At 25.8% G+C, this 15,961-nt stretch carries 15 protein-coding genes; 11 read left to right on the top strand and 4 right to left on the bottom strand.

Annotated elements, in window-relative coordinates:
- Window positions 1–512: 512 nt before the first annotated feature.
- From glmS to Ccar_RS19460, 3 genes are all read left to right on the top strand, one after another.
- Window positions 513–2,339: a glutamine--fructose-6-phosphate transaminase (isomerizing) gene (glmS, locus tag Ccar_RS19470; protein WP_007063904.1), complete on the top strand. Its 1,827-nt coding sequence runs from the start codon at window positions 513–515 to the stop codon at window positions 2,337–2,339.
- Window positions 2,340–2,793: 454 nt separating this feature from the next.
- A complete protein-coding gene (locus Ccar_RS19465; RefSeq protein ID WP_007063905.1) occupies window positions 2,794–4,890 on the top strand; it encodes a toll/interleukin-1 receptor domain-containing protein in 2,097 nt (698 codons plus the stop codon).
- 241 nt (window positions 4,891–5,131) lie between these two features.
- Entirely contained in the window at window positions 5,132–5,635 is a 504-nt protein-coding gene (locus Ccar_RS19460; protein ID WP_007063906.1) for a hypothetical protein, read from the top strand.
- Between the two features lie 362 nt (window positions 5,636–5,997).
- Here the strand turns inward: Ccar_RS19460 and Ccar_RS26485 are convergent, their stop codons facing one another.
- The 4 genes from Ccar_RS26485 to Ccar_RS19445 form a co-directional block, all read right to left on the bottom strand.
- Window positions 5,998–6,132, bottom strand: a complete 135-nt coding sequence (locus Ccar_RS26485; RefSeq protein WP_007063907.1) for a cyclic lactone autoinducer peptide — start codon at window positions 6,130–6,132, stop codon at window positions 5,998–6,000.
- Window positions 6,133–6,197: 65 nt separating this feature from the next.
- Window positions 6,198–6,794, bottom strand: coding sequence for an accessory gene regulator ArgB-like protein (locus tag Ccar_RS19455; protein WP_007063908.1), 597 nt, complete (start codon window positions 6,792–6,794; stop codon window positions 6,198–6,200).
- A 177-nt stretch (window positions 6,795–6,971) separates the two neighbouring features.
- Window positions 6,972–8,267 (bottom strand): sensor histidine kinase, encoded by a 1,296-nt coding sequence (locus Ccar_RS19450; protein WP_007063877.1) that lies wholly within the window; start codon window positions 8,265–8,267, stop codon window positions 6,972–6,974.
- Window positions 8,268–8,278: 11 nt separating this feature from the next.
- Window positions 8,279–9,001, bottom strand: coding sequence for a LytR/AlgR family response regulator transcription factor (locus tag Ccar_RS19445; RefSeq protein WP_007063878.1), 723 nt, complete (start codon window positions 8,999–9,001; stop codon window positions 8,279–8,281).
- A gap of 420 nt (window positions 9,002–9,421) precedes the next feature.
- Between Ccar_RS19445 and Ccar_RS19440 the strand changes: the two genes are divergently transcribed.
- The 8 genes from Ccar_RS19440 to Ccar_RS27120 all read left to right on the top strand — a co-directional run bounded on the left by Ccar_RS19440 (window position 9,422) and on the right by Ccar_RS27120 (window position 15,514).
- The gene (locus Ccar_RS19440) at window positions 9,422–11,167 is read left to right on the top strand and encodes an ABC transporter ATP-binding protein (RefSeq protein WP_007063879.1); all 1,746 of its coding nucleotides are present in this window, start codon (window positions 9,422–9,424) and stop codon (window positions 11,165–11,167) included.
- Window positions 11,168–11,266: 99 nt separating this feature from the next.
- Entirely contained in the window at window positions 11,267–11,392 is a 126-nt protein-coding gene (locus tag Ccar_RS27655) for a hypothetical protein (RefSeq protein WP_007063880.1), read from the top strand.
- A gap of 48 nt (window positions 11,393–11,440) precedes the next feature.
- Window positions 11,441–11,614 (top strand): hypothetical protein, encoded by a 174-nt coding sequence (locus Ccar_RS27135; protein ID WP_007063881.1) that lies wholly within the window; start codon window positions 11,441–11,443, stop codon window positions 11,612–11,614.
- Window positions 11,615–12,086: 472 nt separating this feature from the next.
- Entirely contained in the window at window positions 12,087–13,493 is a 1,407-nt protein-coding gene (locus Ccar_RS19425) for a radical SAM/SPASM domain-containing protein (protein WP_082141611.1), read from the top strand.
- 38 nt (window positions 13,494–13,531) lie between these two features.
- Window positions 13,532–13,702, top strand: coding sequence for a hypothetical protein (locus Ccar_RS27130; RefSeq protein WP_007063885.1), 171 nt, complete (start codon window positions 13,532–13,534; stop codon window positions 13,700–13,702).
- A gap of 193 nt (window positions 13,703–13,895) precedes the next feature.
- On the top strand, window positions 13,896–14,660 hold the full coding sequence (locus Ccar_RS19420; RefSeq protein ID WP_007063886.1) for a hypothetical protein: 765 nt from the start codon (window positions 13,896–13,898) through the stop codon (window positions 14,658–14,660).
- Window positions 14,661–14,846: 186 nt separating this feature from the next.
- On the top strand, window positions 14,847–14,996 hold the full coding sequence (locus Ccar_RS27125) for a hypothetical protein (RefSeq protein WP_007063887.1): 150 nt from the start codon (window positions 14,847–14,849) through the stop codon (window positions 14,994–14,996).
- A 365-nt stretch (window positions 14,997–15,361) separates the two neighbouring features.
- Complete coding sequence (locus tag Ccar_RS27120) at window positions 15,362–15,514, top strand: hypothetical protein (RefSeq protein ID WP_007063888.1); 153 nt, start codon at window positions 15,362–15,364, stop codon at window positions 15,512–15,514.
- The last annotated feature ends 447 nt before the right edge of the window (window positions 15,515–15,961 follow it).

The raw sequence follows: 15,961 nt of genomic DNA, 5'->3' as shown, positions 1-15,961 counted from the left end.
AGTAACAATGGAGAGGGGATGGGAATACAATATAAAATAAAAAGACAAGTTAATTTAAAGCGCCAGGACTTGAGTGAAAGAATAGACCTTAGGATAAGTTTAGTTTTTACCAACCAAATCTGCTTTTGTTGTAGATTATGAGGAGGGAATTTAACAAAAACTTTATGAGGTTATAGGAAATTTCCTTTTAAAGGAAACTCAGCCTTTACGGCTGAGTAAGTTCCACCGACCAAATCGTAGATTTGGGGTGTCACTTAAGTTGACGAGGATGGGGAGTATCGAATCTTCGGCGGGTGCCCCACGGTAACGCACTACCGTTAACGGTTAATAAAATCAGAAAGTGATTTCTGACACAATATTAATCTGGTGTTAAAACCTTTATTGTAATACAAGCTAGGGCAAATTTTAAATTTGTCATAGGTCTATTAAGTTTTGTTTATTTTAAAATAATAAGCTTTAATAGGCTTTGAGGTTGTAAAAAAAATTATTTGATTTAAGAAAGGAAGATTTTTATGTGCGGAATAGTTGGTTTTATAGGAAAAAAGGATGCATCATCAATTTTAATTGAGGGATTAAGTAAATTAGAATATAGAGGATATGACTCAGCAGGAGTTGCTATATTTGATGGAGAAAGAATAAATGTTACAAAATGTAAAGGAAGACTTGTAAATCTTGAAAACAAGCTACAAGAAGAACCTTTAAAGGGAACATTAGGAATAGGACATACAAGATGGGCTACTCATGGTGAACCATCAGATTTAAATGCACATCCTCATAGTAATGAAGATGAAACAATAAGTGTTGTTCACAATGGAATAATAGAGAACTATATACACTTAAGAGAATGGTTAATTTCAAAAGGATATAAGTTTGTATCAGAAACAGATACAGAAGTTATACCTAATTTAATAGATTATTTTTACAATGGTGATTTAGTAGATGCGGTTATGAAGGCTGTAGCTAAAATGGAAGGAAGCTATGCTATAGGTGTAATATGTTCAAAAGAACCAGATAAACTTGTAGCAGTAAGAAAAGATAGCCCATTAATAGTTGGACTTGGCAAGGGAGAATTCTTTATAGCATCAGATATACCAGCAATATTAAATCATACTAGAGATATATACCTTTTAAATGATAAAGAGTTTGTAGTTATGACTAAAGATGGAGTAAAACTTTTATCACAAGAAGGAGAAGAAATAAAGAGAGATATATATCATGTAACTTGGAATGCTGACGCTGCTGAAAAAGGTGGATTTGAACACTTTATGATAAAAGAAATTCACGAACAGCCAAAAGCTATAAAAGACACTATGACATCAAGAGTTATGCCAGGAAAACCAATAACCCTTGATAAAATAACAATAACAAAAGAGCAAATAGAAAATATAGACAAAGTATATATAGTAGCTTGTGGAACTGCTTACCATGCAGGAATTGTAGGTAAATATGTAATAGAAAAATTAGCAAGAATACCTGTAGAAGTAGAAGTTGCTTCTGAATTTAGATATAGAGATCCTATAATAAATGAAAGAACTTTAATGATCGTCGTAAGTCAATCAGGAGAAACAGCAGATACTTTAGCAGCACTTAGAGAAGCTAAAGCTAATGGAGCTCGAGTAATAGCTGTAACTAATGTTGTTGGAAGCTCAGTATCAAGAGAAGCAGATGATGTATTATATACATGGGCAGGACCAGAAATTGCAGTTGCTTCAACAAAAGCATATGTAACTCAACTTATAGCAATGTATATTATAGCTTTATTCTTTGCTGAAAATAAGAAAACATTAAGTGAATCAGAAATAGAAGAAATAAAGGAAGCAATGTTAATACTACCAGAAAAGGCAAAGGAAGTATTAGAAAATAAAGAAACTATACAAAAATTTGCTTCAAAAACTTATATGCATAAAGATATGTTCTTCTTAGGAAGAGGTCTTGATTATGCAGTAGCTATGGAAGGTTCATTAAAGCTTAAAGAAATATCATATATTCACTCTGAAGCTTATGCAGGTGGAGAATTAAAACATGGTCCTATAGCTTTAATTGAAAAAGGAACTATAGTAATAGCAGGAGCTACTCAAGAAAAATTATATGATAAGATGGTAAGTAACATTAAAGAAGTTAAAACTAGAGGAGCTAATGTTTTAGGTATAGCATTTGAAGGTCATACTGAAATAGAAAAAACTGTAGATTCAGTATTATATATACCAGAAGTAAATGATGTATTATCACCAGTAATATCTGTAATTCCATTACAATTACTATCTTATTACATGGCAATACAAAAAGGATGCGATGTCGATAAACCACGTAATTTGGCGAAAAGTGTAACAGTTGAATAATATTTAGTTGAGAATACAAAGATATTGTGATAAACAATAAAGTTTGGTCATATACAAAATAGTTTGACCATGAATAAAAAGGTTTGGTCAAAATTATAAGTTATAATTAATATTGTAACTAATTATAAGCAATAAATGTTACAGGATAATGTATTTAAATAAAAACTTACTTCGTAGTAATAAAGTAGTCACACTAAATATGGAGTTAATGCAGTAAATTTTTCTGCATCAACTCCATGTTTTTTTATTTTTAGAAGGAAAATTAATTTATATAAAGAATACCTAAAGTAAGAAGTTGGATAGATAAACTTCTACTAATGTCTATAATGGGAAGTACGTTCTTTTAGATTGACAAATTGTTCTGAATATGGAATTTAAGAAAAAGTAACTTATTAAATATAAAAATGAAAAACTAATTATTAAAATATTTGGTTAAGAGTGGAGTGATTTAAGAATGAATATGCCAAAGATTTTTATATCCTATTCATGGAATGATAAAGTTATTGCAGATAAAATTGATAAAGACTTTCAAATGTTAGGTATAAAGCTTATTAGAGATGAAAGAAATTTAAACTTTAAAGATAGCATTAAGCAATTTATGAAAAGTATTAGAAATGCTGATTATGTCGTTATGATAATAAGTAATAGTTATTTAAAATCAAAAAATTGTATGTATGAGGTTTTAGAGTTTACTAAAGATGAAAACTATAAAGGTAGGATATTACCTATAATTTTAGATGATGCTGAAATTTATCAAATTAGTAATAGGCTTAAGTACATGAAATACTGGGAAGAGCAATTAAATGAATTAAAAAATGAAGTAAGTGGATTAGATGTTTTGAACAGTATTCCAATATATGAAGAGATTAAAATAATAGAACAAATATCTCGATTAATTGCCCTATTTATGGATCAATTAGCAGACATGAAAGCTATATCATTAAGTAAATTAATAGAAGATAAATATAAACAGATTTTAGATTTTATGAAATTTGATAACTCCGAATTAATAGAGGAGTTAATAAATATATCATTTATTAAAGATAAAGAAGAAAAACAGGTATTATTAGATCTATTTATTGAGAAGTATAACACTTATTCTGAAGGATACTTATATAAAGGTATCTTTTTATATGAAGAAAAAAAGTTTAAATCTGCGAAAATAAACTATTTAAAAGCTATAGAATTAGACTCTAATAATATATTAGCATATTATAATCTAGGAAATACGCAAGTAATCTTGAATGAATATGAAGATGCAAAAAAAAGTTATGAAAAAGTGTTAAAATTGGATTCAGATCATAAAGATGTGCATAGCAATCTAGGAAATATATATTCTGATCTGAAATTATACGATGATGCAAAGAAAATGTATAACAAAGAGATTGAATTATATCCTGAATCAGTAAATGCTTACTATGGATTAGCTTTATTATATGAGGAGTTGGAAGAGTTTAAAGAGGCTTTAGATATTATTGAAAAAATCATTGTTATAGATCCTAATGATTATAATGCATATAAAATGATCGCTAATATTCAGGTTAACATGAGAAATTATGATATTGCTGAAAAACAATATAAAAATGCAATTAATATAAATCCTAATTATGGTGATGCATATAATGACTATGGTGTTTTACTTTATAAATTGAAAAGATATGAAGAATCAAAAGAGCTCTGTAAAAAAGCAATAGATTTAAATCCATATGAATGTATATATTATAATAATTTAGCTAATTCACTTAATGAGTTGGGATTATTAGGAGAAGCTATGCAAGTTTATGAAACTGCAATAAGATTTAATCCAAACAATTCAGAGCTATACTGCAATTTAGCAACGGCATTACAAAAGTCCAACAACATAGAGGACGCTATTAAAAATTATGAAAAGTCTATAGAATTAAACCCTAAGTTGGCTGAGGCATACAACAATCTTGGATCTATCTATATTGAATTAGAAGACTACAAAAAAGCTACAAATTACATAAAAAAGGCTATCAAAATAGATAAAAATTTAGCACAAGCTTTTTTTAATTTGGGCAATGTTCTTTTTAGCTTAGGAAGATATAGTGAGAGTGTTCAAGCATATAAAAAATACATAAAATTAGATAACAGTAATTTTGAAGTATACTTTAAGTTGGGAAATGCTTTATATGAATTGAAAGAATTTAAAAAGGCTATAGATATGTATTTAAAGTCTATAGAGATTAATTCTAACTATACTCATTCAAACTTTAACCTTGCAAATACTTTTTATACAACTAATAATATAAATGAAGCAATTAAATATTATGAAAAAGTTATCTCTATAGATCCATTGTATATTGAGGCATATAATAATTTAGGTACTATGTTTTGTGCTTTAAAAGATTATAAAAAAGCTAAAGGGTGTTATCAAATAGCAATAAAAAACAATCCTAATTTCGCTTTAGGTTACTACAGTTTAGCTACAACTCAGTATATGTTGGGTGAAAAAGAAGAAGCAGATAAAAATAATGAAATAGCTATATCTTTAGATAAAAGTTTTGGGCAACCACCTTTTAATGCTTAACATTAAAAAATATTATCAAAAGAAATTTCATAATCCTATTACAGTAGATTATGAAATCTCTTTTGGTAAATCGAATGGTGTTTGTATTGAACCTAACTTTAATTTTCCTTCGAATTATGCATATACCCATTAGGCTAATAATGGAAAGCATAATATCTTATTTATTATGATTTAGAAAGTATCATAATAGTAAATTTATGTGTAGTAAAAGTTATTTAATCTTTTGTCAGGAGGTAAGTTTATGTTGATGAAAGAGCCAACATCAGAAATGGTTGAAGAATGGAAAGCTATCTATGTTAAATACAAAGCAAAACTGTATCCAAATAAAAAAACAGCTTTAGAAATAATTGAATATCTTAAACAAAAGTATACTTTAACAGAACAAGCAAAAGAAGAACTAAAACGGGTTGTTGTTGACAATGTTATAATAAATAAGTGTTATTCAAATAAGTTGCCCAACAGTAAAATGCCTGTTGCAAAGGTATTTTATGTTGAAAACATGGGCTTAGGAAAGCGTCTTTATGAGAAACAGGATGATGTGTTCAAAGAAAATAAAATTATTGTCGGAGTAGAACTTGAAACAGCGTTTTTTATGGTTGAAGGGAGTAGTATGTTGTGGGATGAATTGTTTGCTTTCAGAGGTTTAGATGAGGGTGATTTGAACAACTTTTATTTAGTTGCAGAATATATTACTTGCTTGAAAAAATTTGATATGTTAGATAGTGTATTAGCACAAGCAAAATGATACTGTAGTTAAGACGCAATGTTCTTATTTCACGTCATAACAGCCACAAAATAGTAGTTCCATTTTTGATTTATAACTTTTTAAAATGGTAAATACTATCTTGCGGCTGTTTTTTACCCGAATCCTTGCCGTACCAAAAAAATTTCAAACTTTTACTTTGAATTTAATTTTATATATTATCATGATCCTTATGATCAAGTGCTAATAATTTTTTTAGATACTTTTTTGTAAACGTTTTTGCAAATCCTTTAATTATATTGTTTTGAAGTAATATAATACCTTAGAATGAATAGAATGTCTATTTTTTGTTGGTTTTTCTCTAATCCCAAAACTTGTTATAAAAGTTGCTCATTTATATTTATCTACTCTCTTTTGGGGAACCTTTCCGGAAATTTAGGCTGATATGTAAAAATAAAACAATTTGTACTAGCTCCTAATTTTACAGCTGCTAAAGCCATGGATGCGAATATAGTTAAAATTTTTTTGTATTTTTTCATACTAAATCACTCCTTTATCAAATTATATATTTTAATATTTTAATTCAGTCACTGCTTTAAAATTTTTATTTTATACAAACTTTCTTCTTAAACATATTACTAATTGGCAGTAATAACATTGTTTCAGATAAGAGTGCTAAAGCTGCAATACTACAGTATTTACCAAAACTACTTTTTATAAAATAAATACTCAAGATAATAATGCTTTGAATAATGAATGTAATTATAGATCTTCTTCTACATAACTGTTTTTCTTCGCTATTTAACGGTTTATTAGGAGTATCTACTGGACAATATTTTAGAATTAAAAATATTGAAAACAATAATGATGCTATTATAAAATAAGGTGATTTTATAACTTTCACATTATTAACTAATGCAATAGCTAAAAAATTTATTGATGTAATAAATATAAGACATTTGAAATATGAACTAGCATGATATCCTCCAGCATTAATCCTTAGAGTACAGAAAAATATTATAAAAATAACAGAGTATAATGCTTGTCCCCAAAAAGCAGAAATAATAAGTATTACTAAAATATCTACAATACTAGATATTATTGATTGAATACCATAAAGATATATTTCATAATCACCAAATTTAACTATATTATTATTAACCATATCCTTTGCTATTTTTCTTGAAAGCTTATATATCATTCATTGAACACCTTTTTCTTTAAATTTTGTAATTAATATATAAAATACGATAATTCTTTTATTTTATTATAATCATATATATTATTAAATAATTTTAAAAGATGCATTGCTTAATTAGCTGTTGAAATGTATTAACTAGATACTTTTTTGTAAATTAATGGGTTTTGCTGAATTGATTCACTCTTCTATTAAAATACCAATATTAAGTGTAAATAAATTTTCATTTTCATCTATTTGTATTAAACCATTATATTTCATTACAATATAATTTATATTTTGAATTCCAAAACCATGATTTTTTTTATCTTGTTTCGTTGTACCATAATTTGAAGGTACTTTATTTACCTTACTATTACTTATTTTAATTACTAAATATGATTTATCTATATACATTCGAATATTAATGAACCTATCTGTACTAGGACATTTCTCACAGGCTTCTAATGCATTATCTAATGCGTTACCAAGAATAATTGATATATCTATAGAATCTATTTTGATATCCTTTGGCAAATTTATATCTATATCTAATTTGATTTGCTTTTCTGACGCCAATGATAACTTAAAATTCAATATAGATGCTATAACATAATTATCTATATTTGTAATAGTATTTAAATTTGATACTTGGTTTAATATTTTTTTACAGTATTCCTCGGCTTCCTTAAATTCTCCAACGCTTACAAGTCCACAAATACATCCTATGTGATTGTTAAAATCATGCCTTTGTGCTCTTAATCTATAAACTAAATCTTGTATATTATTTATATAAAAGATTTGTCTTTTATATTCTTTTTCTTTCATTAACCATTCATATTCCTCTTTTGAATAAATAGCAACCTGCTGTATAATTTTTATAATAATAAAACTAAATATTATCATGACTAAAGCAATAAATGCTATAAAAACATTACTTTTTAAAAAAGTTTTTTCTTGATATGTATTAAAAAGTATAAAAACAAATAATATATTTATCATAAAAATCACTGAAATTTGATAAATGTACATCTTCTTTATATAAAAAGGATTTACCTTGAGTTTTCTAAAAAATATCATACAAACATACATTAAAACTCTACATACCACTGCACTAAATATTCTATAAATATTTTCTCCAGAAAGTTTATTTATAGAAACCTTAAATATTATACTTGTACTGGTTGTGCTTATAATATCAAAAACTGACATTAGTACAAAAAACAGTAACGTTAAAAAAATTAAGTTTCTAAATTTACATTCAAAAATTGTAAAATACACCATATTAACAATGCATAACATTATAATAAAACTTAAAAAATCTCCAGTGCCAAAATACATATTTAATAATTGAAGTATAAAGCTCTGCATTAATATTGCTATCGCGATTATAAATTTTTCATTTATCCTATTTTTAAAAAAATGCTTTAAGAAGAAATACAGTAAATAATTATCTATAATATTAAAAGTCAATTCATAATATTCTCCAACCCCCATATACGCTTCTCCTATTTAAATAGATTTTTTAAAAATACCTTTTTAACATCATTAACATATTGTCTGCTTACTGGAATAATTATACCAAGTTCTTCAATAGTGATACACAATTCTTTATAAATTAAAATTTTATTATTACTCACAATATAACCTTGATGACATTGTGTAAAATAATTCATATCAATTCTTTCTTTTAAGTTTTTTAAGCTATCATAAAATTCTGAGCTGCCACCTCTATGAATAACTTTAATCTTTCTCAATTCTTTTTCAAAATAATAAATATCATCATATTTAATTTTATATGTAATTTCTTTATTCACAACATTAAAAACTTTATCCTTTTCTAACTTATAATGAATTAGATGTAGCCTGTCCAATGTTTCTTGAAATAATTTTTTGAATTTTTCTTCAGAAATAGGTTTCATTATATAATCAAAAGCTTTTATTTCAAAAGCATTTAATGCATATTCTTTAAAACCCGTAACAAATATAATAATTACATTTTTATCAATTTCCCTGAGCTTTTTCCCTATTTCAATTCCATTCAAACCTTTCATTTCTATATCTAAAAAACAAATGTGTATTTGCTTATATTTTATTTTAGATAAAAGTTCTTCTCCACTGTTAGAAAAAATCAAATTTAAACTTTCATCTTTGTTAAATTTTTCTATATACTTTTCAATAATTTTTACCTGGACTGGCTCATCATCACATATTGCTATCGTATAATTCATAAAACCCTCCTTAATAATTATTAAACTAATTTAATAATTATTATTATAAACCCTTAACATGTAAAACTCTACCTATTTACCATTAATTTCCAAATAGCTGTTTAATTAATACATCATAACATCAAATTATGAAATATGTATTTTTATTTCATAAAAAGTATATATAATTAAATTTATAGATATCCAACTCTGATAAATGACTTATACAGTTATCTAAACTTATTAAATTCAATGATTCAATATAAATATTTTACTTGCTATTCGATAGTAGACAAGCTTAGTATATAAAGTCCAGATGATATAAATAGGCCATATGTTAATTGAATAGTCTAAATTAACAGCAGCTAACTATGGTAGTTAAATTTAATATAAATAATTACTTTAAATTTATGACTATATTAATCGGAGGTACAAATTTTAATGATTATTAATCCATTCAATAAAAATGATATTAAATTAATAATACACTCATTTAGATATCTCACATTTTATAAATTAAAATTTGTTATAACTTTTATTTGTATGATTATAGGAATTGTATTTGGATTAATACAACCAATTATTTGGGCTAAATTATTAAAAAGTTTATTTAGTAAAGATTTTAGTCAAATAGTATCATTAGTTATATATATATCTATAATATTTATTGTTTCAGCAACTACAACTTTAGTACAAAATTACTTAATTGCTTTTATTAATAATAATATAATTTATGATATAAAAAAAGATATGTATGCAAGTGCTTTGAATTTATCAATGAAAGCTTTTGATGAAATGAATGTTGGAGATTTTATTTCAAGAATACATAATGATTCAGCAACTATTGCTAACGTACTTACAAATCAAATTCTAACATCAATTGTGGACATTTTAAAAGTAATTACTATTGGTATTGCATTATTATTTATTAGTCCGCTTTTGTCATTAGTAGTTATTTTATGCTTTCCTATATCATATTTAATTTTTGTTCACTATGGAGAAAGTTTAAAAGAAAAAAATAGTCAATTAGTTGAATCTAATGATAAGTACTTTAACGAATTACATCAATCACTTGTAGGAATTAGAGAAATAAATAGCTTAAATGTAAAACCTAAAAAAATTAGATTATTTTCAATTCTATCAGAAGATGTAAGAAATAAAACTATTAGTTTAGGTTTTATAAATACCTTGTCTCAAATATTAGCACAAAGTGCAAATGTGTTATCTCAAATTTTAGTAACCTTAATAGGTGCATTTATGGTAATTAATAGCAATCTTTCAATGGTATATTTTATTACATTTACCTCATATTCTACTCAATTTTCATCCTCATTATTAAATATTACTAAAATAAATTCGAATTTTCAGCAAATATTAAAATCTCTTGAAAGAGTATTTGATTTAATAGACAATTTATCTTACTCAAAACAGAAATTTGGTACAAAACATTTAAATAATATTAATGGCACAATATGTTTTAAAAATGTTTATTTTGAATACAAAAAAAATTCTCCAATATTAAATGATGTTTCTTTTAATATTCCTGTTCATAAGGTAACTGCTATTGTTGGTACTAGTGGTGCTGGAAAAAGCACTATTTTAAGTTTAATATTAAAATTCTATAGTCCCAGCAAAGGTTGTATTGAACTCGACGATGTTAATATAAACGATTTAGACGAACAAACTTTAAGATCAAATATATCAATTGTACATCAAGAACCATATTTATTTAATTCTTCAATTAAAGAAAATTTACTAATTGCCAATCCTACAGCTACAAATAAAGAAATTGAAGATGCTTGTTCAAAAGCTTATATATATGATTTTATAGAAAGTTTACCAGAAAAATATGATACATTAATTGGAGAAAATGGAGTTAATTTATCAGGAGGACAAAAACAAAGACTAGCTATTGCAAGAGCCCTTTTAAAAAGATCAAAAATTATATTGTTTGATGAGGCTACAGCATCACTTGATAATCAATCTCAAGAATATGTAAATAAATCAATAAAATTTATAAGTTCACATTGTACGATTGTTATAGTAGCTCATAGACTATCTAGTTTAATGTTTGCAGATAAAATTATTATTATTAATAAAGGAAAAGTTGTTGGACAAGGACCCCATGACAAACTAATAAATGAAAATATAACATATAAAAATTTGTATAATATAGAAGCTAGTTAACCATTTAATTATTTGAAATAATTTTACATAATTACACATAAACAATAATTATGTACTTTTATTTAAATTTACTTAAATACAAAAAAGGAGGTGAACATAATGGATAAAATAACATTTAATTTTGATTCTGATAACGATGTTACTCCACAAGGACTTGGAGTAATTTGTATTGGATCTGCATGTGGGGGAGTTTGCATTGGAAGTGGAGGCTTTGCTTGTATTTAACAGCTAAAATTAATTATTGTCTGTAAAAATTAAGGAGGGAAAAGTTATATGGAAAAGTTAGAATTTGGAAAAGGTATAATTCTTCACCCTGCTGAAAGTGCTGGAATTACATTGGGAACGTGTGAGTCTCCACCAAGTGGTGTTGGAAATAGATGTGGATCTGGCTGTGCAACCGGTGGTTCTTGGTGTGGAGGCGGTTGTCTTGGATTCGCTTGTGTATAACAGCTAAAATTAATATGAGAGTATTCTTTTTAAAGAGTACTCTTATATTAAAAAGAAGGTGATCATAATAAATTTAAATATTGGAATTGCAATTATTTGGTTCTTAGGTGGTGTAATAGAATTTTTAGTTGGATTTGTATATCCTAATGACAAATTAGTTAAAAAATATAAAAAAACTAATACTAAAATATTAAATGAAAAAATGCTTATAAAATCTATTAAAATATTTTCTATTTTGAGTGGCATTTTATTTGTATTTATGGCAATTTTAATAATATTTAATGTTGTTACTGTGCAATTTGCATATAATATTTTTATATTTTTTATATTAGTTTATATACTTGAAAGGATCTACTTGTATCATAAATATGTAGTTAATAAATGAATTTTATATTTATAAATTGATAACATAATTTACAAATATAAAATTCCTAATATAAAAATCATTTATTATATTAAAGGAGGAAAAAATATGAAATCTTTTTTTAATTATTTAGAAGGTAGTTCAAGTTCAGTACTTTTTAATAATAAAACACTAGACTTTTATCGAATATTTGATCCTAACTTAAAAAATCATTTAAGAGAGTATTTTAATGATGGTATAGATTCTAAGGAAGTAACTGATATATTGAATAGCACATATTCGGAAAATGAACTTGATTACAAAAAGAGATGTGAATCAAAAATAAGTAACTTAAATAAACGTGTATTAGAAAAACTTACAATTATTACAACAAATAATTGTAATTTACAGTGCAAATATTGTTATGCTAATGGTGGTAATTATGGTAAAAAGGTAGAAGCTTTATCGTATGAAGAAGCAAAAAATATAATAGATTATTTTGTAGATAAATTTGACTTTATTAGAACAGTTTTCTTTTTTGGTGGAGAACCATTGATGAATTTTCAAGTTATAGAATATATTTGTAACTATTTTAATCAATTAAAAAATGAAAATAAAATTGATTATATTCCTAGATTTGCAGTTATAACAAATGGAACTACAATTACAGATCAAATTATAGATATGTTGATAAAATATAACTTTACAATAACTATTAGTATTGATGGTGATGAATTTATTCAAAATTATTTAAGAATAGATAAACTAGGGCATGGAACATTCAATAAAATAAATGAAAAATATAAACAATTAATAGAAAAAGGATTTCCAAAAAATTCTATAGGGCTTGAATGTACGTATACTAAAGCTCATATAGATAAGAAAATAAGTTTTGTTGACTTACTTAATTATTTCCATACTAATTTTGGAATCGATATAGTACATATAGCACCTGTATGTATTGATTCAAATAACAAACTATCTTTATCAAATTATCAAGATATTATTATCAATTATACAAAAGAATTAGTTGATTATTCATTTGATACTATATTAAATGAAAAATCAATAAAGTCATCTTCTTTTGTTTTAGGAATACTTGATAGACTTATATCAAATACACAAGTTCCATATATTTGCCCTGCAGGTTTAAATTCTGTATCCGTAGCTAAAGATGGTATAATTCGTCCTTGTTTTGTTTTTTCTGGATCAGATATATCAATTGGAAATTTACAATCAACCATGGATGAGCTAAAAGATAACTTAAAGGATTTTACTTTAAAGTATAATGAAAAACATTTATATGAGAAATGTAAGGAATGCTATGCAAGAAATGTTTGTTCTTCATGCTTGACTAGCTATGGAGATAATTTAGATGAACCTGATTTTTATCATGGTGCAGATTCTATGTGCACTATAATGAAAACAATGATTTCAAGTATATTACTAAGGTTATCTGAAATAAAATCAAATAAAGAAAATTGGAATACACTTAATGAAGTTCTTAATAAATATAGTACATGTCATTATTGTTAATAATATTTATTTAGGATAAATTTAAGGAGGGAACATTCATGGAAAAAATTAAATTTTCTAAAAATTCTATAATGATAACAGCTCAAGAGAGTGTTGGTATCACAATAGGAACATGTTCTGTACCAGGTGATTATTGTGGTTCAGGCAGTTATTGTAATCTAGGTTTCTCCTGCGTAGATTTCAATACTGAATTAGATTATTCAGTATAACAGGTAATCATTACTAAAACAACTATAAATAGAAAATGTTAAATTATTCATCATCATAGATGCACATTTGACATAAGACAGCTTTGCACTAGTATGAAATTAAAATGTTACACTAAAACAGAAAGTATTACCAGAGTAAAATATAGTGGTATGATTTTTATGTACTAAGAATTATTTAGAGGAAGGTTTTATATTGAATAATATAAAAAAAATACTAAGAAACATTATTGCATTTATCATTTGTATAATACTTTTGGTGGTTATGTATGAATCTCAGTATATCATTAATATACTCACAAGAGATTATAATTTTAGAAAATATTTAAAGGATAATCAACAAATTTATTTTTTGGGAACAGACCATACTATGTTGTTAGATTCAGAACCCTATTCTTATTTGAATTTAAAATCTGCCATTGAAAATTTAAAGCCTGATGTTCTTTTAATTGAAAGTAGACCTGACCAGTTAGCTGAAGGGAATTTTGCAGATGGTCCAACGGAGATGCTTTATTGTCATTTGATAGCAGATAATCTTCACATTCCAGTAAAAGGTGTTGATTGGTGGGTTCCTAATGATGCAAATACTCCCAGTTCAACTAATCGTATAAGAGATAATAGTATAAATGAAAATATATTAAAAAATGTTATTGGACATAAAAAAGTGTTAATTTTAATGGGAAGGGATCACGTATCACTTGAAGAACCTAAGTTAGAATCAGCAGGTTATAAAAAAGTATTTTTTTCAGAAATTGAAAAAATAAATCTTCTTAAAATTCATGATAAAAAGCTAATATATCCCAAAGGAATGAATTATTATATACAAAAAAGAATTGCTTATGAAAAAAATTGTATTGGTACTGTATATAAAACAGATACTTGGAAAAAACAAGGTTTAGATTTAATTGAGAATCTTAATAGAATTAGTAAAATTATTCAACAAACAGGAGAATCACAATAAATAAAGTGATTCTCTTGAAAAACGTGGTGCAGCTCCCATGTCACTAATCTATATTAAATTATAATTCAAATAAAATATATGCCTACTTATATAAAACTTCAATTAGTGATTTGGTTAGTTGCTGATATCAATTTTAGATTTAAATACATTTATTGTATATAAATTAAATTTAAGGAGTGAATATTTATGGAAAAGATTGAATTAACTAAAAAGATTGTAATAATACCACAGGAGAGTGCCGGTATTTCATTAGGCACTTGTTCTGTAGAACCAGGTACTTGGTGTGCTCCAGATCCAGATCCAGGTGCTGGTTGTATGGGTTTCAATTGTAACTAAATGTTGATAGTTTAATGCATAATATTTTATATTAGTATAAGGAATGAAAATATATTAAAAAATGTTATTGGACATAAAAAAGTGTTAATTTTAATGGGAAGGGATCACGTATCACTTGAAGAACCTAAGTTAGAATCAGTAGGTTATAAAAAAGTATTTTTTCAGAAATTGAAAAAATAAATCTTCTTAAAATTCATGATAAAAAGCTAATATATCCCAAAGGAATGGATCATTATATACAAAAAAAGGATTGCTTATGAAAAAAATTGTATTGGTACTGTATATAAAACAGATACTTGGAAAAAACAAAGTTTAGATTTAAATACATTTATTGTATATAAATTAAATTTAAGGAGTGAATATTTATGGAAAAGATTGAATTACCTAAAAAAATTGTAATAATACCACAGGATAGTGTTGGTATTTCATTAGGCACTTGTTCTGTACCAGGTTTAGGATGTATTCCAGGTATGGGTTGTGATTCAGGTGTGGTTTGTGTGGGTATGGGTTGTAACTAAATATTAATAGTTTAATTCATAATATTTTGTATTTCATCTGTTGCTTCAGTTAGTACCCCATCAGCCTCGCAAAGAAATGTATTTAAAATAAGTGAATATGCTCCAGATAAATTTTGAGTAACATAGTATGGCTGAAAACTAATAACTTTATTGCCAGGGAACGCAAGTAGATTTTGTACAATATAAGCATAGATAGATATCACATTAGTGGTAGACATCTATGCTTACTTTTTTTATGATAGGTTTGATTGGTCAACGTAAATAGATTTGGGATGAAACTCCCGTTACACAAAGTGTTGACCAGCACTCCTATTCAATATTCGATTAAGCAAGTTGGGAGAAACACCCGTGTAAATAACAAATTTGAACGAATAGGATTGTGTTGGAACCAATCGTAAAAAATATGGAGGTGATGAAAAATGATAGGCGTTGGAATTGATGTTTCTA

It is taken from the genome of Clostridium carboxidivorans P7, from assembly GCF_001038625.1.
GTDB classification, from domain to species: Bacteria; Bacillota; Clostridia; order Clostridiales; family Clostridiaceae; genus Clostridium_AM; species Clostridium_AM carboxidivorans.
Note: the sequence above shows the minus strand (reverse complement) of the source record. Positions and strands in the feature narration are given on the sequence as shown.